13 protein-coding genes are annotated in these 18,488 nt (G+C 66.6%); 3 read left to right on the plus strand and 10 right to left on the minus strand.

Annotated features, from left to right (window positions below; translation table 11 throughout):
- Positions 1 to 4: 4 nt before the first annotated feature.
- On the minus strand, positions 5 to 2,656 hold the full coding sequence (alaS, locus tag ACQCX5_RS01815) for an alanine--tRNA ligase (RefSeq protein WP_434540276.1): 2,652 nt from the start codon (positions 2,654 to 2,656) through the stop codon (positions 5 to 7).
- 412 nt (positions 2,657 to 3,068) lie between these two features.
- On the opposite strand from alaS, the gene ACQCX5_RS01820 reads away from it, so the two are divergent.
- Entirely contained in the window at positions 3,069 to 4,409 is a 1,341-nt protein-coding gene (locus tag ACQCX5_RS01820; RefSeq protein ID WP_434540277.1) for a DUF222 domain-containing protein, read from the plus strand.
- 484 nt (positions 4,410 to 4,893) lie between these two features.
- Here the strand turns inward: ACQCX5_RS01820 and ACQCX5_RS01825 are convergent, their stop codons facing one another.
- The 5 genes from ACQCX5_RS01825 to ACQCX5_RS01845 are packed head-to-tail and all read right to left on the minus strand — an operon-like array spanning position 4,894 to position 9,810.
- On the minus strand, positions 4,894 to 5,121 hold the full coding sequence (locus ACQCX5_RS01825) for a hypothetical protein (protein WP_434540278.1): 228 nt from the start codon (positions 5,119 to 5,121) through the stop codon (positions 4,894 to 4,896).
- Between the two features lies 1 nt (position 5,122).
- Positions 5,123 to 5,518, minus strand: coding sequence for a DUF948 domain-containing protein (locus ACQCX5_RS01830; protein WP_434540279.1), 396 nt, complete (start codon positions 5,516 to 5,518; stop codon positions 5,123 to 5,125).
- A gap of 42 nt (positions 5,519 to 5,560) precedes the next feature.
- Positions 5,561 to 6,925, minus strand: a complete 1,365-nt coding sequence (locus ACQCX5_RS01835; RefSeq protein ID WP_434540280.1) for a replication-associated recombination protein A — start codon at positions 6,923 to 6,925, stop codon at positions 5,561 to 5,563.
- Between the two features lie 21 nt (positions 6,926 to 6,946).
- On the minus strand, positions 6,947 to 7,627 hold the full coding sequence (locus tag ACQCX5_RS01840) for an ABC transporter ATP-binding protein (RefSeq protein WP_434540281.1): 681 nt from the start codon (positions 7,625 to 7,627) through the stop codon (positions 6,947 to 6,949).
- Positions 7,624 to 9,810, minus strand: a complete 2,187-nt coding sequence (locus ACQCX5_RS01845) for a hypothetical protein (RefSeq protein ID WP_434540282.1) — start codon at positions 9,808 to 9,810, stop codon at positions 7,624 to 7,626. The genes ACQCX5_RS01840 and ACQCX5_RS01845 overlap by 4 nt, the downstream gene beginning before the upstream one ends.
- 420 nt (positions 9,811 to 10,230) lie before the next feature.
- Here ACQCX5_RS01845 and ACQCX5_RS01850 point away from each other — a divergent pair, with 420 nt between their 5' ends.
- Positions 10,231 to 10,413, plus strand: coding sequence for a hypothetical protein (locus ACQCX5_RS01850; protein WP_434540283.1), 183 nt, complete (start codon positions 10,231 to 10,233; stop codon positions 10,411 to 10,413).
- Positions 10,414 to 10,416: 3 nt separating this feature from the next.
- Here ACQCX5_RS01850 and aspS read toward each other — a convergent pair whose 3' ends face one another.
- Together aspS and hisS are read right to left on the minus strand one after the other, a co-directional pair.
- Positions 10,417 to 12,228, minus strand: a complete 1,812-nt coding sequence (aspS, locus tag ACQCX5_RS01855) for an aspartate--tRNA ligase (RefSeq protein ID WP_434540284.1) — start codon at positions 12,226 to 12,228, stop codon at positions 10,417 to 10,419.
- A gap of 68 nt (positions 12,229 to 12,296) precedes the next feature.
- Positions 12,297 to 13,625: a histidine--tRNA ligase gene (gene hisS, locus ACQCX5_RS01860; RefSeq protein WP_434540285.1), complete on the minus strand. Its 1,329-nt coding sequence runs from the start codon at positions 13,623 to 13,625 to the stop codon at positions 12,297 to 12,299.
- Between the two features lie 151 nt (positions 13,626 to 13,776).
- On the opposite strand from hisS, the gene ACQCX5_RS01865 reads away from it, so the two are divergent.
- Complete coding sequence (locus ACQCX5_RS01865) at positions 13,777 to 15,021, plus strand: DUF349 domain-containing protein (protein ID WP_434540286.1); 1,245 nt, start codon at positions 13,777 to 13,779, stop codon at positions 15,019 to 15,021.
- On the opposite strand, the gene ACQCX5_RS01870 is transcribed toward ACQCX5_RS01865, so the two are convergent.
- Entirely contained in the window at positions 15,022 to 17,322 is a 2,301-nt protein-coding gene (locus ACQCX5_RS01870; RefSeq protein WP_434540287.1) for a RelA/SpoT family protein, read from the minus strand. It lies immediately after the preceding gene.
- Between the two features lie 64 nt (positions 17,323 to 17,386).
- Complete coding sequence (locus ACQCX5_RS01875) at positions 17,387 to 18,484, minus strand: potassium channel family protein (RefSeq protein WP_434540288.1); 1,098 nt, start codon at positions 18,482 to 18,484, stop codon at positions 17,387 to 17,389.
- Between the last annotated feature and the right edge of the window lie 4 nt (positions 18,485 to 18,488).

The following is an 18,488-nucleotide window of genomic DNA, read 5'->3' on the forward strand; positions in this document are numbered from 1 at the left end:
CTGCTCACCGCGAGGCCAGGTTGGTCTCGATGGCCTGCAGCGCCACCTGGGCGCCGGAGCCGTCGGTGCCACCGCCCTGGGCAAGGTCGTCCTTGCCGCCGCCCTTGCCGCCAAGCAGCGGCGCCGCGAGCCCGACGAGCGCGCCGGCCTTGACGCCCGCCTCGCGTGCGCCGTCGGTGGTGGCGACGACAATCGCGGGCTTGTCGGCGGTGCCGCCGATGAGCGCGACCACTGCGGGCTGCCCCGCGACCCGGCCACGCAGGTCGGTGGCGAGGTTGCGCAGGTCGCCGGCCGCGACCCCGTCGAGACGCGAGCTGACGAGCAGCACGCGACCCACGGTGCGTCCGGCCTTGATGAGGTCGTCGGCACCCGCAGCGAGCTGCTGGGCCTTCATCTCGGCGATGGTCTTCTCGGCGTCCTTGAGCTGGGCCACGAGCTTCTCGACGCGGTCGGTGAGCTGGTCCGGCTGCACCTTGAGGATGCTCGCCAGCCCGCTGACCAGCGCCCGCTCGCCCGCCAGGTGGGTGAACGCATCGGTGCTGACCAGCGCCTCGACACGGCGCGTGCCCGAACCGATCGACTGCTCACCGAGCAGGGTCAGCATGCCGATCTCGCTGGTGCGCCCGACGTGGGTGCCGCCGCACAGTTCCCGACTCCACTCCCCCGCCAGTTCGACCATGCGCACGATCGGCGGGTACTTCTCGCCGAACATCGCCATGGCTCCCATCGCCTTGGCCTCTTCGAGCTTCATCTGGGTGTCGGTGACCTCGAAGTTGTCGCGGATCGCGTTGTTCGCGCGTTCCTCGATCTCTTGCTTGAGGGCCTCGGAAAGGCCCTGCTGGGCCGAGAAGTCGAAGCGCAGGTAACCGGGCTTGTTGTACGAACCGGCCTGGGTGGCGTTCTTGCCGACCAGTTCGCGCAGCGCCGCGTGGATGATGTGGGTCGCGGTGTGCGCCTGGCATGAGCCGATGCGGTGGGCGCCGTCGACTGCGGCCACGACCTCGTCCCCGACCACCAGGTCGCCGGTCGCCTCGACCGAGTGGACGACAAGACCGGGCACAGGGCGCTGCACATCGATGACATCGAGCTCGAAGCCATGCGCGCGCAGCACACCCAGGTCGGCGTCCTGGCCACCGGCCTCGGCATAGAACGGCGTCTCTTCGAGCACGACCTCGACGACCGAGCCCGCGGGGGCATGGTCGACCAACTGGCCGTCGTGGATGATGCCACGCACCCGGGTGGGCACGGTCAGCTCGGTGTAGCCCAGGAACGGGGTCTCGCCCTTGTCACGCAGCGAACGGAAGACCTCGGTGCTCGCACCGCCGGTCTTCTTCGCCTTGGCATCGGCCTTCGCACGGGCGCGCTGCTCGTTCATGAGCTCGACGAACTTTTCGCGGTCCACCTTGAGGCCCTGTTCCTCGGCCATCTCGAGGGTGAGGTCGATCGGGAAGCCATAGGTGTCGTGCAGCTGGAACGCCTGCTCACCACTGAGGGTCGAGGAGTGCTGGGCGCGCACCTGACTGACCGCGGTGTCGAACAGCTGGCTGCCCTGGGTCAGGGTACGGCGGAAGGTCTCCTCCTCGGCGGTGGCCGCCGAGAGCACGCGGTCCCACTGCGTGTCGATGTCGGGGTAGGACTCGTGCATCAGGTTCTTGCTGATGGTGAGCAGTTCGCCAATCACCGGGTCATGCACGCTGAGCAACCGCATGGCGCGGATGCTGCGGCGCAGCAGGCGCCGCAACACGTAGCCACGCGCCTCGTTGCCGGGGTTCACGCCGTCCGTCATCAGCATCAACGAGCTGCGCACGTGGTCGCCGACCACGCGCAGGCGCACGTCGTCGGTCTCGTCGGCGCCGTACTTCTTGCCGGCCAGCTCACTCGCCCGTGCGATGACGGGGAAGACCTGGTCGGTCTCGTACATGTTGTTGACGCCCTGCAGCAGGTAGGCGACGCGTTCGAGGCCCATGCCCGTGTCGATGTTCTTCGCCGGCAGCGGGCGCAGCACGTCGAAGTCGTCCTTCGCGCGCACTGCGGACAGTTCCTCGGTCTGGAAGACGAGGTTCCAGATTTCGAGGAAGCGGTCCTCGTCGGCCTCGGGGCCGCCGTCGGCGCCGTACTGGGGGCCGCGGTCGACGTAGATCTCGGAGCATGGACCACCGGGGCCGGGGATGCCCATGTTCCAGTAGTTGTCCTTGAGACCGCGTTCCTGGATGTGCTCGCGCGGCACGCCGACCTTCTGCCACAGGTCGATGGTCTCCTGGTCGCCGTACAGCGCGGTCACCCAGATCTTGTCGGGATCGAAGCCGTAGCCGCCGTTGTGCTGCTCGGTGGTGATCAGCTCCCAGGCGTACTCGATCGCCTCGGCCTTGAAGTAGTCACCGAACGCGAAGTTGCCATTCATCTGGAAGAACGTGCCGTGGCGGGTGGTCTTGCCCACCTCGTCGATGTCGAGGGTGCGCACGCACTTCTGCACGCTGGCAGCCCGCTTGAACGGGGCTGCCTCTTCACCGGTGTAGTAGGCCTTGAACGGCACCATGCCTGCGTTGACGAACAGCAGGGTGGGGTCGTTGTACAACAGCGACGTGCTGGGCACGATCGTGTGGTCCTTGGACGCGAAGTAGTCCAGGAAGCGACGTCCGACGTCGGCGGCCTTCATGGTGATCCTCTGGGTTGCGTGCGGTCGACCGGCGCCGGCGGGCGCTGGCCTCGGACAAGCTTAGACGTATGGCTGTCGTGGGACACGTGTGTTCCGCTGAGGGCGGGGTTCCTGCACGGGCACCAGGCCGGAAATAGTTGTCCACAGATCTTGCGCGGGGGTTGTGTGGGGGGCCCGGGCTTGAGAGAATAGAACAACAGTTCGACACGAGGTGGTGTCGGGTGGTGTTTCTGTCCAGTCGAGATGAAGGGGCGAGGTGGTCCGGATGGGATCCAGCGCCGTAGTAGAAGACCGATTCAGACCCGCAAGACCAAGATCGAAACCGAGGCCGCCGATCGACCGGCGACCCTCCGAGCAGCGGTTCGCGAAGAGCGAGATCAGCGCTGACGGGGCACGGGCGAAGCTGGTCGCCTTGAATGATGCGTTCCTCGCCAAATGCCGGGCGGAGGCCGAGGAGTTCCGGCTCTATGCCGAGTTCGCCGACCAATACCGGTTCGTGCCCGAAGAGAGCCCGGTGCTGGCCGGTACCGAGCGGTTGGTGCAGTGGGGCGGCGACGGCACCCCGGGGGTGGCGGAGTTCTGCACCCTCGAGTTGGCGGCGGCGCTGCGGCAGTCCGAAGAAGCGGTCCGCATCCACATCGCGCACGCGTTGGCGGTCAGGCACCGGTTGCCGAACACGTGGGGCGTGCTGATGGACGGCCGGCTGCGGGTCTGGCAGGCCACCGAACTCGCCAGCGCCACCTGGGAACTGTCGTACGAGCAGGCGATCGAGCTGGACCGGGACCTGCCCCACTGGCTCAACACCATGGCGTTCGGCCGGGTACTGGAGTTCATCAAAGCCTGCGTGAAAGAACTGCTCCACGACCCTGATGCCGAACCCATCGACCCCGCGTTGGCCAGGCGCAGGGTGGAGATCAACACCCGCGGCGTCGACGGCTCCGGGGCCGGGGTCGCCGACGTGTCCGCCACGATTGATACTGCGGATGCGATCTTCCTCGACGCGCAACTGAACCGGCTCGCCGAAATCCTCGCCCACGGCGGCAACCGCGAGTCGCAGCAGGTCCGCCGCGCCCAGGCGTTGGGGCTGTTGGCCTCACCGGCGCGGGCGTTGCAGCTGCTGCAGGCCGCGCTCACCGATGAGCTGCCCGGCGAGGACGAGGGTTTCGATGCCCGCTGCCCTGCGCAGGGCCAGCGGGGGCACACCTGCGGTGCGGTCACTGTTGACCCCGACGCATTGCTGCCCCGCACGGAACTGGTCGTGCATCTGACCGACACCACCCTGCGCAGCGGTGAAGGGCTGGTGAAGGTCGAGAAGGCCGGGTCCTTGTTGGCGGGGTGGGTGAAACACCTCACCGGGAACACCCGCATCAGCGTCCGGCCCGTGCTGAACCCGGAAGAGCTCGCACCGACCGACGCCTACCACGTGCCGGCCCGGATGCGGGAATGGATCACCCTGCGCAACCCCCACGAAGCCTTCCCCTACTCCAAGAAACCATCCCGCGGGCTCGACCTCGACCACACCATCCCCTGGCGACCCACAATGTGCGGGGAGCAACCGATGACCAGGCCCGACAACCTCGCCCCACTCTCCCGCAAAGTCCACCGCGCCAAAACCCACGGCGGCTGGCGCCTGTCCCAGCCCTCACCCGGCACCTACCTCTGGAAATCACCACTCGGCTTCGGCTACCTCGTCACACCCAGCCACACCTGGCTCATCCAGGACCCCACCGGACAGATCCTGGCCGCCGCCTGACACCCACCCCCGCCGCACCCGCCGCACCCCGGCGGGCCACCGGCATGCCCGCGCGCGGGTTCAGTTCATTCAGCTCACGTCCCCGACAACTCCCACCACGCCGGCATCGCGGCCATGGCCACGACGAGCGCGATCGAGACGATGATGAGGGCTGGAGCAAGAATCTGAATGAACATGCATCAAGCATGCGAAATGTGGGCTGACCAGCACATCCACCAGCGGTCCCCACCCCGGGTCACCCGCTCACACCCCCGGACGACCCGACCCTGAGCCCTACCCCAAGGGTTCCACCGGCTGGCGCAGGATCGTCCGCAACTTCGCCGGGTCAGTGCGCCGGGTATCGGACAGGTAGACCTCGTGATGGCGATGCATGGCACTGGGCTCCTGCGCGCATCCGTCACCCACGCCGGCTGGGCGATCATCATGCGCCAGTGCCACGCATCCTTGTCGCGGGAGGTGACAGCCTCCGACCAACGAGTGGGAACTACTTCTTTTCCATGCCCAGCTCGGTGCGCAGTTCGTCCTCGCGCTCGGTCATCGAGTGCTGCACGGTGGTGATGAACTCCCCCACCTGGTCGATGAGCTCGCTGAACCTCTGCGACGCCGAATCCTGCAGGTGCTGCGGCGTCGCCTTCTTGGCGAGCTCGCGCCCCTTCACGACCACGAACACGGTCACGCCCACTCCCAGGGCGAAGAACACGAAGCGTCCCATGTCACTTCACCCGCTTCGCGGGCTTGGCGGCCGAGCGGCCCTTGATGGCATTGCGCACGCCGTAGCTGAACGCCGCGGTCTTGACCAGGGGGCCGCCGAGAGTGGCAGCGAACAGCTGGCTCATCTGCGAGGCCTGCTCAGCGACGACGGTGGCGTTGGCCGACACCTTCGCGACGTCCTCGGTGACGACGGCCAGCTTGGCGATCTCGTTGTTGGCCTCGGTCACCGTGCCGCGCAGTTCGACCAGGATCGGCACCGAGTTGTGGCCGATGTCGCGCACCAGCAGCCGGGTCTCCTCGAGGACGCGCCCCAGCTTCAGCAGGGGGACGGCCAGGAAGGCGACCAGGGCAACAACGGCGATCGCGGCAATCAGTGCGGCGATGCTTCCGAGGGACATGACGGTCTCGCTTTCATCGGGCGGGGGTCGTTCGCGTTCACTCTAGTGGTCACGGCCCAGCAGGTCGTCCAACTGGGCCACGAGGTCGACGAGTGCGGCCTCGTTGCCGTGGCCGGTGGGCCGGTAATAGACGGTGCCGTCGAGTTCGTCGGGCAGGTACTGCTGGCGGGCGACCGCGTGCGGCTCGTCGTGGGCGTACTTGTAGCCCTTGCCGTGGCCGAGCTTCTCGGCACCCGCGTAGTGGGCGTCGCGCAGGTGGGGTGGCACCTGCCCGATGCGGCCGGCGCGCACATCGGCGATGGCTGCGTCGATGGCCACATAGACCGCATTCGACTTCGGCGCGAGCGCCGCGGCGACGGTGGCCTGGGCAAGGTTGAGCCTGGCCTCGGGCATGCCGATCAGCTGCACAGCCTGGGCGGCCGCCACGCAGGTCTGCAGCACCGAGGGGGCGGCCATGCCGATGTCCTCGCTCGCGAGCACCACCAGGCGACGCGCGATGAAGCGGGGGTCCTCCCCCGCCTCGATCATGCGCGCCAGGTAGTGCAGGGCCGCGTTCACGTCAGAACCGCGTACCGACTTGATGAACGCGCTGATCACGTCGTAGTGCTGGTCTCCGTCCTTGTCGTAGCGGATGGCCGCCCTGTCGACGGCCTTCTCGACCACCTCGGTGCTGATCTCGGTGAGTTCGCGTGCCTGGGCGCCGGCCGCGGCCTCTTCGAGGTAGGTCAACGAGCGGCGGGCATCGCCGCCAGAGAGTCGTACGAGCGAAGCCAGTGCGTCGTCCGTGATGGTGAATGCGCCACCCAGGCCGCGCTCGTCGGCCACAGCACGTCGGACGAGCGTCGCGATGTCATCGTCGGTCAACGGCTTCAACGTCAGCAGCAATGAACGCGACAGCAGCGGCGAGATCACCGAGAACGACGGGTTCTCGGTGGTCGCCGCGATCAGCGTCACCAGTCGGTTCTCGACCGCCGGCAACAGCACGTCCTGCTGGGCCTTGCTGAACCGGTGCACCTCATCGACGAACAGCACCGTCTGGGTGCCGCGGGCCAACTCGCGGCGCGCGGTCTCAAGCTCGGCACGCACCTCTTTGACCCCGGCCGTCACCGCGGACAGCTCCACGAACCGGCGGTGGGTGGAATGGCTGACCACGGCGGCAATCGTGGTCTTGCCGACCCCGGGCGGCCCCCACAGGAACACCGACATCGCCGCGGTGCCGGTGGCGAGACGCCGCAGTGGCGAGCCAGGGCCCAGCAGGTGCTGCTGGCCGACGATCTCGTCGAGGGACCGTGGACGCATCCGCACCGCAAGCGGCAGGTGCTGGTGGGCAGCCCCCGTCAACGAACCCCCGGCCACCACGGTGGCAGGCACATCGGGTTCATCCGGGTTGCCGAACAGGTCAGTCACCCCGAGAAGTCTAGGATGTACTCAGGCACGCTCTGTCAACCGGCCATCCACCATGTCGACCACGCGAGTGGCGAACTGCTCGGCGATAGGATCATGAGTCGCCACCACAACCAACAATCCTTCGTCAGACAGCTGGCGAAACAGCGCGAAGAGATCCCGACTGGTGACCGAGTCCAAAGAACCTGTCGGCTCATCGGCAAGGATCGCACTTCTGCCACCAGTCAGTGCCCTGGCAACCCCGACTCGTTGCCGCTGACCGCCAGACATCGCTGCAGGCAGACGGTCACACAGATCCCCCAGGCCCACTCGAGCCAGCGCGGACTCGGCTTGCTCGCGGGCAGCAGGGCCGTCCACACCCAGCGCCTCCAGCGGCAGCAACAGGTTGTCGATGGCTGACAGCTCAAACAGCACGTTGTCGTCCTGAAAGACGATTCCCAACTTCGTCAGCCTTACGTGTGCTCGGATGTCCTCCGACGAGCCTGCCATTTCCTGCCCGCCAACCACCACGCTGCCACGGTCTGGGCTTTCAAGGCCGGCGAGAACGTTCAGCAGGGTGGATTTGCCCGACCCCGAGGCGCCTCGCAGACAAATGAACTCTCCCCGGCCTGCACGTAGATCAACATCGTCAAGGGCAACCACCTCGCCCGCCTCTGCGCTGAACACCTTGCGCACACTTTCTACATGCAAGAAGTCGGCAATCATTGGAATCTCTCCCTGCTGTCCACACGCCATGATCCCACCACTCCGCCGACCGCCGAGGCAATCGTGACGATCGCAGCATTGCGCAAGAGCGGCACCCACGGAATGATGACGTCGGCGCCACCAACCGCGGAACGCACCAACACGACCACTGGTGGCACCAGTCCGAGAAATACGACTGTCAGCACGGCGACTCCCAGCGGTTGCAGAACCAGTCTGCAATCTCGCCACCCAACGATACCCATGACACGCAGGGCACTGCGGTGCGGACGCACCTGCTGTGCGATTGTCGCACCCAGGGACGTCATTACTGCCACACACAACACAGCAAGAATCCACGGTTGGACCTGATCCACCAAGCCACCGGTATAAAGCTCAGGAACCGATGGAATTGAATACCATGTCATTCCAATCCCCAATTGAACTGCCGTACCTTGAATGCGCTCAACATAATTCCCACTGCCGGCGAGCAAAGTATGCTGGGGCAGCGTCGGGAGTTCCACACCCTTTTGCAACAGGCTTGCGCGCATCACCACACCGGCTGTACGACCCACATACCCCCCCGGATTCGACAGGACAACGCCGGGAATCGTAATTGGCTTGGGGCCCTCCCTCACTTCAACCGGTACCCTCGTCGCCAGAATTGAGCCCCTCGCGAGTGCGTCAAGCTCCATGGACGTCATCTCTCGACCAAGCGCTGCGGCGGCACCCTGCGCATCCTGCACAACAGCGATATCCGCGCCGGCGCTACCCCCTATGAACCAAATTGGATGTGCCCTCGCACTTGACTTCGCGGCCCATTCGGGGACTTGCCGCGCGATTCGCGCGTCGAATGTGTAGGCCACGACTGCATGCTCGGGGGTCCCTCGCCCCTCGCTGTAACGACGGTTTGTTGCCAGATTGCTGGATGCCAGGCTGGCCACGACGCTGCCGCTCAGGCCGAGAGCCAGAACGACGACGCCAAGACGCCTGCCGAGTGAGGGCAACATCCCTCTGAAGACCAGGCGCGTCAACTCACCCGCCAAGGTGGGCCTGCTTCGGCGTGAAGCCAGCATCAGGATGTCGGGCACGACCAAGCCAAGACTTAGACCCAGAAGCGCTCCACCAACGAGTTCTGCTCGAACCTGATCAAGGCCGAGCACTGGTCCGCTCGAGATACCCAACACCGCAGCTGCGGCGGCGACGGTTCGTGGCACTGAGCGGTCCGATGCTCGCGCGATCCTTTCGCCCGGAACAGCAAGAGCACCGAACAGAACCGCGCCGGCTATCGACGCCGCAGCCCACCACGGGACAGCAGGTGACGACTGCACAGACCCTGTCACCCATTCGATGAGAGGCTTCGACGCCCAAGCCAAACCCCACCCCACCAGCAGACCTGCCGGGACACTGACGAGCAAAGCCGACACTTGCGCACCCCTGACCCACCGACTACTGAGCCTCCGCGCGACTCCGACGCGGTACAGGGACCGTCCCACCCGACCAGACCATGGCCCGAACGCCAAGCCCGCCACCACTCCGCCGGCGGCCGCCAGCGCAATACCCGGTAACAAAATCGCCACCTGACCACGCCATTCATAGGCCGCGCGAACCACGGTACTGCGACTCGTCATCGCTCCGTTGGGGTCCACCCCCAGCGCCTCGGCGACCTTGGCGAGGTCTACAGCCTTCGGATCGTCCAAGAATATTGTGACCGACGCCGATACTCCAGACATCTCAAGATCAGCCCCACTGAGCAGAGAATAGGTGCCTGGAGCAGCAAGAAGGAAACTCCCGCCCCGCGAGAATACGCTTTGACTGACGCCAACAACATCAAATCGGGCGCGACCGCCCCAACTCTCAACCACCCGACTGCCCGCGAGGTCTGGGCCCACCACCACCTCGCCGGGTTGCTGCGGCCATCGCCCTTCGACCAAGCGATACTCGTCCGGCTTGAGCCCGCTCCCCCAAGGGCCTTCTGTGATCCGGACCTCAGTTTCAACAGGCCGACCATCGGCTGTTGCAGACTCGCCCAGGGCATTGAGGCTCGCCGAACAAGTTCCACCAAATCCCTGTGCCAGCCTCACACAGGCCGTCGTATCCAAACGCTGGCCGGGTTCGATGTGCTGGCTGAACCGATAGCCGTAGGCGAAGCTGCCCAAACTGTGCCTGGCCACGGTCTCAGTTGTCAATGAGACGATGGCAAACACACCTACGACAATCATCGCCGTTGCGGCCGCGACACATGCATACAGCGCCGAACGAACGTTCGACGCTGCAAGCACCAGAGCCCGAGGCGGCATCAGCACTGCCTGTCCACCCCTTCAACGGGACTAGCCGAGGCAGGGGGGGTGGAAAGGAGGAGTGAGAGTGCGGACAAGCTGGCCAGGATTCGCACAATTTGCTCGTTCCAGGAGAGGGGATGAGGCACAGCTCTGTGCCCGCCACAAACGCTAGGTGATCTCAGCGACGCCGTCAAGGGATGTCTGCAACCAGACATCAAGTCCCTTGTCAGCCACTGTCGTGCCCCGTAGCCCTGAGGTGACATCTGACCCAGGTCTAGTAGACCGATCCCACATCACCGCCCGTGCGCCGATGTGCCCGGCCGCCCCACTCAGTTGACTGGACCCATGATGACTCGTCGCGACCTCGCCCTGATGCTCGCCCCACTCGTCGTCGGTGGCGCGCTGGCTGCCACCGGCACCACGCACGTCACGCTGACCACGGATACGGCACACGGCTCCGCCAAAGACACAGCGGCCCCGGCCAAGCCCACGCAGCCCGGCCAGGACCCCCAGTCGACAAATCTGTGACGATCAAGCCGTCGGCGTCGCCCCAGCCTGCTTCGCCTCGGCCTTCTTCTCCGGCTTGAAGTCCACCCCGGCCTCCTTGCGCTGCTGCGCGGTGATCGGGGCCGGGGCCTGGGTCAGCGGGTCGAAGCCGCCGCCCGACTTCGGGAAGGCGATGACGTCGCGGATGGTGTCGAACCCGCCCAGCAGCATCACGAGCCGGTCGAGCCCGAATGCGATGCCGCCATGCGGCGGCGCGCCGAACTGGAAGGCGTCGAGCAGGAAGCCGAACTTCTCCTGCGCCTCGTCCTCGGTCAGGCCCATCACCTTGAACACGCGTTCCTGCACGTCGCGGCGGTGGATACGGATCGAGCCGCCACCGACCTCATTGCCGTTGACCACGAAGTCATAGCCGTACGACAGCGCCGAGCCGGGGTCAGTGTCGAAGCTGTCCATCGATTCCGGACGAGGGCTGGTGAACGCGTGGTGCACGGCAGTCCACTGGCCATGCCCGACCGCGACATCACCTTCGGCCTCGGCCAGGGCCGTCGACTTGAACATCGGCGCGTCCACGACCCAGACGAACGACCACTCGTCGTCCTTGACCAGCCCGGTGCGGCGCCCGATCTCGAGGCGCGCGGCACCCAGCAGTTCCTGCGACTGCTCGCGCTGGCCGGCACCGAAGAAGAGGGCGTCGCCAGGCTTGGCACCGGCGGCCTCGGCGATCTGCGCCTTCTCGTCCTCCGAGATGTTCTTGGCGACCGGGCCGCCCAGCTCGCCGTCCTCACCCACGGTGATGTAGGCCAGACCCTTGGCACCGCGCTGCTTGGCCCATTCCTGCCAGGCATCGAACTGGCGCCGGGGCAGCGAGGCGCCACCGGGCATCACGACACAGCCGACATAGGGCGCCTGGAACACCCGGAACGGCGTGTTGGCGAACAGCTCGGTGACCTCGCGGATCTTGAGGTCGAAACGCAGGTCGGGCTTGTCCGAGCCGTAGTTGTCCATGGCCTCATGCCACGTGATCCGGGGCATAGGGGTGGGCAGCTCGACGTCGATGAGCTTCCAGCAGGCCGCCATGACCTCTTCGGCCAGCGCAATGACATCGTCCTGGTCGACGAAGCTCATCTCGATGTCCAACTGGGTGAACTCGGGCTGGCGGTCGGCGCGGAAGTCCTCGTCGCGGTAACAACGCGCGATCTGGTAATAGCGCTCCATTCCGGCCACCATCAGCAGCTGCTTGAACAGCTGGGGCGACTGCGGCAGCGCGTACCAGCTGCCCGGGTGCAGCCGGGCCGGTACCAGGAAGTCGCGCGCACCCTCGGGGGTCGAGCGGGTCAGCGTCGGGGTCTCGATGTCATAGAAGTTGCGCGCCGACAGCGCGTCGCGAATGGTCTGGGTGACCTTTGAACGCAGCACCAGCGCATCGTGCTGCCGCGGACGACGCAGGTCGAGGTAGCGGTGGCGCAAACGGGCGTCCTCACCCACGGTGGTGCGCTCGTCAATCTGGAACGGCAGCGGCGCGGCGGCGCTCAGCACCTCGAGTTCGCGGATCGCGACCTCGACTTCGCCGGTGGGCAGGTTCGGGTTGGTGTTCTGCTCGTCGCGGCCGTCGACGACACCCGTGACCTGGATGCAGAACTCGTTGCGCAGGTCGTGGATGCCCGCCTTTTCGAGGTATTCGTCGCGGACGACGACCTGGCAGATGCCCGACGCGTCGCGCAGGTCGATGAAGGCGACGCCGCCGTGGTCGCGGCGCTTGGCGACCCACCCTGCCAGGGTGACGGTCTCGCCGATGTTGGACGCACGCAGCGTGCCGGCCTCATGGGTGCGAAGCACTGTGTATTCCTCTCGGGTGGTGGCCCGCATAGACGGTGCGGGTCCGGTGTTGATCCTAGGTGCTGGGGTCAGGAACCCGCCACCACGCGGGGCCGCAGGTCGTCGGCGGGCGGCTGCCAGGTGTCGGGGTCGGCGGCCACCTGCTCGCCCGAGCGGATGTCCTTGACCTCGTTCGATTCGAACCACACGAACGGGATGCCCCGGCGCTCGGCGTACTTGATCTGCTTGCCGAACTTGTCGGCCTTGGGCGCCACCTCGCAGGCGATGCCGCGGGCGCGCAGCTTCTGCGCGGTGGCGGTGGCGTGCGGGCGGGTGTCCTCGTTGTCGAGGGCCACCAGCACGGCCGTGGGCACGCTGCGCGTCGTGGTCACAACCCCCTTGTTGACCAGCGGCACCAGGATGCGCGTGACCCCGAACGAATACCCCACCCCGGGGTAGGTGGTCCTGCCGTCGCTGGCCAGCGAGTCGTAGCGACCGCCAGAGGCCACCGAGCCGAGCTTCTCGAAGCCCACCAGCTCGGTCTCATAGACCGTGCCGGTGTAGTAGTCGAGCCCCCGCGCGATCTTGAGGTCGGCCACGAGCCGCCCCGGCACCGCCGCAGCCGCGTAGCGGACGACGGCCGCCAGTTCGGCCAGGCCCTCGTCCAACAGTTCACCCTCGACGCCCAGCGCACGCACCGCCTCGACGAACGACTCATCACCGGACTGGATCTGGGCCAGCGCCACGCACTTGTCGGCCACGCCCGCCTCGAGCCCCAACTCATCGACCAGCAGGTCCTTGACCGCCCCCGCGCCGATCTTGTCGAACTTGTCGACGCGCTGCAGCACCGCCGCGGTGTCCTCGATGCCGAGCCCCTCATAGAAGCCCTGCGACAGTTTGCGGTTGTTGACGTGCATCACCACCGACGGCAGCCCCAGCTCGGTGTGCAACCGCTCAAAGGCCTCGAGCGCCACCAGTGGGATCTCAATGTCGTGGTGGGCCGCCAGCACCTCTTGCCCGACGATGTCGATGTCGGCCTGCAGGAACTCGCGGTAGCGGCCCTCTTGCGGGCGCTCACCGCGCCACACCTTCTGCATCTGGTAGCGGCGGAACGGGAAGGCCAGGTGACCGGAGTTCTCGAGCACGTAGCGCGCAAACGGCACGGTCACATCGAAGTGCAGGCCCAGCTGGTCACCGGCGTCGGCGTCGTCAGCGTGCAGGCGACGCACGACGAAGACCTCCTTGGTGATCTCGCCCTTGCGGGTCAGCACGTCCATGGGCTCGACGGCGCGGGTCTCGATCGAGCCGAAGCCGTGCAGTTCGAACGTCTCGCGCAGGATGTCAAGCACCTGCTGTTCGATGATGCGGCCGCTCGGCAGGAACTCGGGATATCCGGAAATCGGCTTGGGACGTGCCACTTGAACCTCGCGTGCAGTCGTGGATGGGGGGCGCAGTGACGCCGCTCACGGCGTCCGACCACGACACTCTACCGCCCACGTTCGATCACGATTGCGTCCGCAAGCCCGCCCGGGTGTGCCGTCCGGGGCCCGGATCAGGCAAGATGAACCCATGAGCGAAACTGCACGTCCCCATGACTTCGGTCGGGTGGACCCGGATGGAACCGTGTACGTCACCACTGCGGAAGGAGAACGCAGCGTCGGCCAGGTGCCCGATGTCGAACCTGCCGAGGCGTTGGAGTTCTACGTCCGACGGTTCCGCTCGCTCGAGACCGAGGTCGACCTGTTGGCCACGCGCGTCGGGTCGGGTGCCGTGAACCCGGACGAGGCCCGCCGCACCATCAACACCCTGCGCACCAGCATCGCCGAGGCCAACGCCGTCGGTGACCTCGCTGCCCTCGCCACCAAGCTGGACGCCCTCGAGCCCACGCTGGCCGCGGCGAATGAGCAGAAGAAGGCCGAGAAGGCCGCGGCGAATGCACGCACCAAGGACGCCAAGGAGGGCATGGTCGCCGAGGCCGAGAAGCTCGCGGCCGGCAACGACTGGAGGGGCGGCGTCAACCGGTTCCGCGCACTGCTCGAGGAATGGAAGGCGCTGCCGCGCATCGACCGCACCACCGACGACGAGCTCTGGCACCGGTTCAGCTCGGCCCGCACCACCTATACCCGCCGCCGCAAGGCCCAGTTCGCCCAGCAGAACGAGGCCCGCTCGGGTGCCCAGCAGGTCAAGCAGCAGATCATTGAAGAGGCCCGTGGCCTGGCCAGCTCGACCGACTGGGGGCCGACCTCCGGTGCGTTCCGTGACTTGATGGCCCGCTGGAAGGCGGCCGGCCCGGCCCCCCGCCAGGTCGAGGACCAGCTGTGGACCGAGTTCCGCGCCATCCAGGACACGTTCTTCAACGCCCGCACCGCGGCCCAGTCCGAGCAGGATGCGGAGTTCGCCGAGAACCTCACCGCCAAGCTCGCCCTGCTCGACGAGGCCGAGAAGCAGATCCTGCCGGTCAACGACCTCGCCCGGGCCCGCGCCCAGTTCCGTGATTTCCTGGCCAGCTTCAACGAGCACGGCAAGGTGCCGCGCGATGCCATCCGCAGCGTGGACGACCGGGTGCGGACGATCGAGCGGGCCGTCAAGGACGCCGAGGACGCCGAGTGGAAGCGCACCGACCCCGAGGCGCGCCAGCGCGCCCAGGACACGGTCGACATGTTCACCGCCCAGATCGAGAAGCTCGAGAAGCAGGCCGCCGAGGCCGAGAAGTCGGGCAATCAGAAGAAGCTGCGCGAGGCCCGCAACTCCATTGCGGCCTGCCAGAGCTGGCTCGAGCAGGCAAAGGCGACGCTGGCCGAGTTCAGCGCCTGATCACTGGCCCACCCGGAACACGTCGTAGACGCCCGGGATGCGCCGGATGGCGTTGGTGACGTGTTCGAGGTGGCGCGGGTCGGCCGCCTCGAACGCCAGCTTCACCTTGAACGTCTGGTCCTTGGTGGCCGACATCGACACCGAGACGATGTTGATGTGCTGCTCGGCCAGCAGTCGCGTGACGTCCGAGAGCATACCCGCGCGGTCGAGGCCCTCGATCTGGATGGCCACCAGGAACGACTGGTTCTTGCCGGTGGCCCATGCCACGTCGACGATGCGCTCGGGTTGCAGCAGCAGGTTCGCCACGTTGGTGCAGTCGCGCCGGTGCACCGATACCCCTTCGCTGCGGGTCACGAACCCGACGATCTGGTCACCTGGCAGGGGCGTGCAGCACTTGGCCAGCTTGACCCAGACCGACGGGTCACCGGCGACCTCGATGCCGACATCGTTGGCGGGACGGCGCATGCGTGGCGAGCTGATGGCCACGTCCTCGAGCGACTCGGCGGCAGTCTCCTCGACTCCCCCACCCAGGTCGATCAGCCGGTCGACGACATGCTGGGCCCCGACTGAACCCTCACCGACGGCCGCATAGAGCGCGTTGATGTCGGCCAGTTTCAGGTCGTCAGCCACCGCAGTCAGGTATTCGACGGTCAGCAGGTGCTTCAGCGGCAGGTTCGATCGGCGCAGCTGCCGGGCGATGAGTTCCTTGCCCTGCTCGATCGATTCCTCGCGGCGTTCACGGGTGAAGAAGTGCCTGATCTTCGACTTGGCCCGCGGGCTCTGGACGAACCGCAGCCAGTCACGTGAGGGGCCGGCATTGGGCGCGCGCGAGGTGAGCACCTCGACCACATCGCCGTTCTCAAGCTTGGAATCGAGGCTGACCAGGCGCTGGTTGACCCGCGCACCGATGCAGCGATTGCCGACCTCGGTGTGCACCGCATACGCGAAGTCGACCGGGGTCGAGCCGATGGGCAGTGCCATGACGTCGCCCTTCGGGGTGAAGACGTAGACCTCTGCCGAATTGATCTCGAACCGTAGCGAATCGAGGAATTCACTGGGGTCATCGGTCTCGTGCGACCACTCCTTGAGCGAGTGCACCCACGCCAGGTCGGTCTGCTCGTCGGCCTTGTTGCCCTGCTTGTACTTCCAGTGCGCTGCGACACCGAACTCGGCACGGCGGTGCATGTCATGCGTACGGATCTGCAGCTCGACGGGCTTGTGCCCCGGGCCCAGCACCGTCGTGTGCAGCGACTGGTACATGTTGAACTTCGGCAGCGCGATGTAGTCCTTGAACCGCCCGGGCAGGGGGCTCCAGCGTTCGTGCATGACACCCAGCACCTGGTAGCACTGTGCCGGCGTGTCGACCAGGATGCGGATGCCGACCAGGTCGTAGATGTCGCCGAACTCACGGCCCCGCACGACCATCTTCTGGTAGATCGAGTAGTAGTGCTTGGGGCGCCCGTACACCGTGGCCTTGAGGCCCGACTCACGCAGGTCGGCCTGGATCTGGCCGATCACCTCACGCAGTTGCTGGTCACGCTTGGGCGCCTGATCGGCAACCAGGTGCACGATCTCGTCGTAGACCTTCGGCTGCATCGTCGAGAACGCCAGGTCCTCCAGTTCCCACTTGACGGTGTTCATGCCCAGCCGGTGGGCCAGCGGTGCGAAGATCTCGAGGGTCTCGCGGGCGATGCGGTTCTGCTTGTCCGGCCGCAGGAAGCCCAGGGTGCGCATGTTGTGCAGCCGGTCGGCCAACTTGATCACCAGCACACGGATGTCGCGGCTCATGGCGATCACCATCTTGCGCAGGGTCTCTGCCTTGGCCGAGTCGCCGTAGGTGACCTTGTCGAGCTTCGTCACGCCGTCCACCAACGCGGCGACCTCTTCGCCGAAGTCGGCGGTCAGCTGTTCGACGGTATAGCTCGTGTCTTCGACCGTGTCGTGCAGCAGGGCCGCGCACAGGGTCGGCTCGGTCATGCCCAGTTCGGCCAGGATCAGCGTCACGGCCAACGGGTGGGTGATGTAGGGGTCGCCCGACTTGCGCAACTGCCCGCGGTGGTAGTGCTCCGCGGTGCGGTAGGCCCGTTCGATCAGCGCCAGGTCTGCCTTGGGGTGGTTCGTCCGCACGACATTGAACAGTGGGTCGAGGACGGCCGATTGCGGCGTCTTGACCGCGCCCAGACGCGCCAGTCGCTGGCGCATGCGCAGGCGTGGCTGCTCGGGGCCCGGGGCAAAGGGCGGGGCGGGTGGGGCCGGCGTCGCTGTGTTGCGGGCAGCATCAGAGGCCTGGTCGGTACTCATGACCACTCCTCCCCCACCGCTCGTGCACAGATCCGGTGTTGGTCGCCCATTGTAGCCAGTCAGCTCAGAAGTCCTCGTCATTGCTGATCACCTGCTGCCCGCCAACAGCGTCAGCGCGACGGACGACGACCACCCGGTCACCCGGCTGCAGGGTGGCAACGGTCGAGTCGAAATAGCGGCGCAGGGTGTCATTGCGCACCACGGCCACCACCCGCTCACCCTCGATCTGGCGGGGGTTCAGCCCCACCTCATCGGCGGTGATCTGGCGCTCATTCACCTCAAGGCCCTCACCACTCGAGAGCAGGTCCTCCATGACCGTGCCGACATGTGGGTTCACGCTCGACAGGCCCAGCAGTCGTCCGACCGCGTCAGAGCTGGTCACCACCATGTCGGCACCCGACTGGCGCAAGAGGGGCACGTTGTCCTGTTCGCGCACGGCCACCACCAGGTGGGCACGCGGGTTGAGCTGGCGCACCGTCAGCACGGTGAGGATGGCGGCATCGTCCCGGTCGAGGGTGATGATCACCTCGCGCGCCTTGGTGATCTCGGCGCGGCGCAGCAGGTCACGCCGGGTGGCGTCACCCAGGAACGCGGCCAGGCCGTCGTGGTTGGCCGCCTCGACCGCGACGGGCTGGGCGTCGATGACGACGATGCGATCGGGACTGATGCCGTGCTTGCGCAGGGTGTGCACGGCGCTGCGGCCCTTGGTGCCGTAGCCGATGACGACGGTGTGGTTGCGCATGTGCTTCCTCCAGCCAGAGTCACGCATTCCCCGGCGCCCCTGGTCGGCCAGCACCTGCAACGTGGTGCCGACCAACAGCACCAGGAAGCCGATGCGCAGTGGCGTCACCAGCAGCGCGTTGATCAGTCTGGCGTGGGGTGCCAGCGGGGTGATGTCACCGTAACCGGTCGTGGTGATGGTCACGGTCGAGTAGTAGAGCGCGTCGATGAAGCTGACGCCGTCCCCACCCGTGCTGTCGACATAGGATGCCCGGTCGAGCCACACGATCAATGTCGACGTCATCAGCAGCAGGAACGCGAGTCCCAGCCGGCGCGCCAACTCGCTGAATGGACTGCGCGTGGCGCGCTGCGGCAGGCGCACCATGTCGAGGTCACGCCAGCCGCGTCCGCGGCTCGGCCCTGTCAGCGGTACCCTCACCATCTCA

The organism is Aestuariimicrobium sp. G57, assembly GCF_050110855.1.
Taxonomy (GTDB): domain Bacteria; phylum Actinomycetota; class Actinomycetes; order Propionibacteriales; family Propionibacteriaceae; genus Aestuariimicrobium.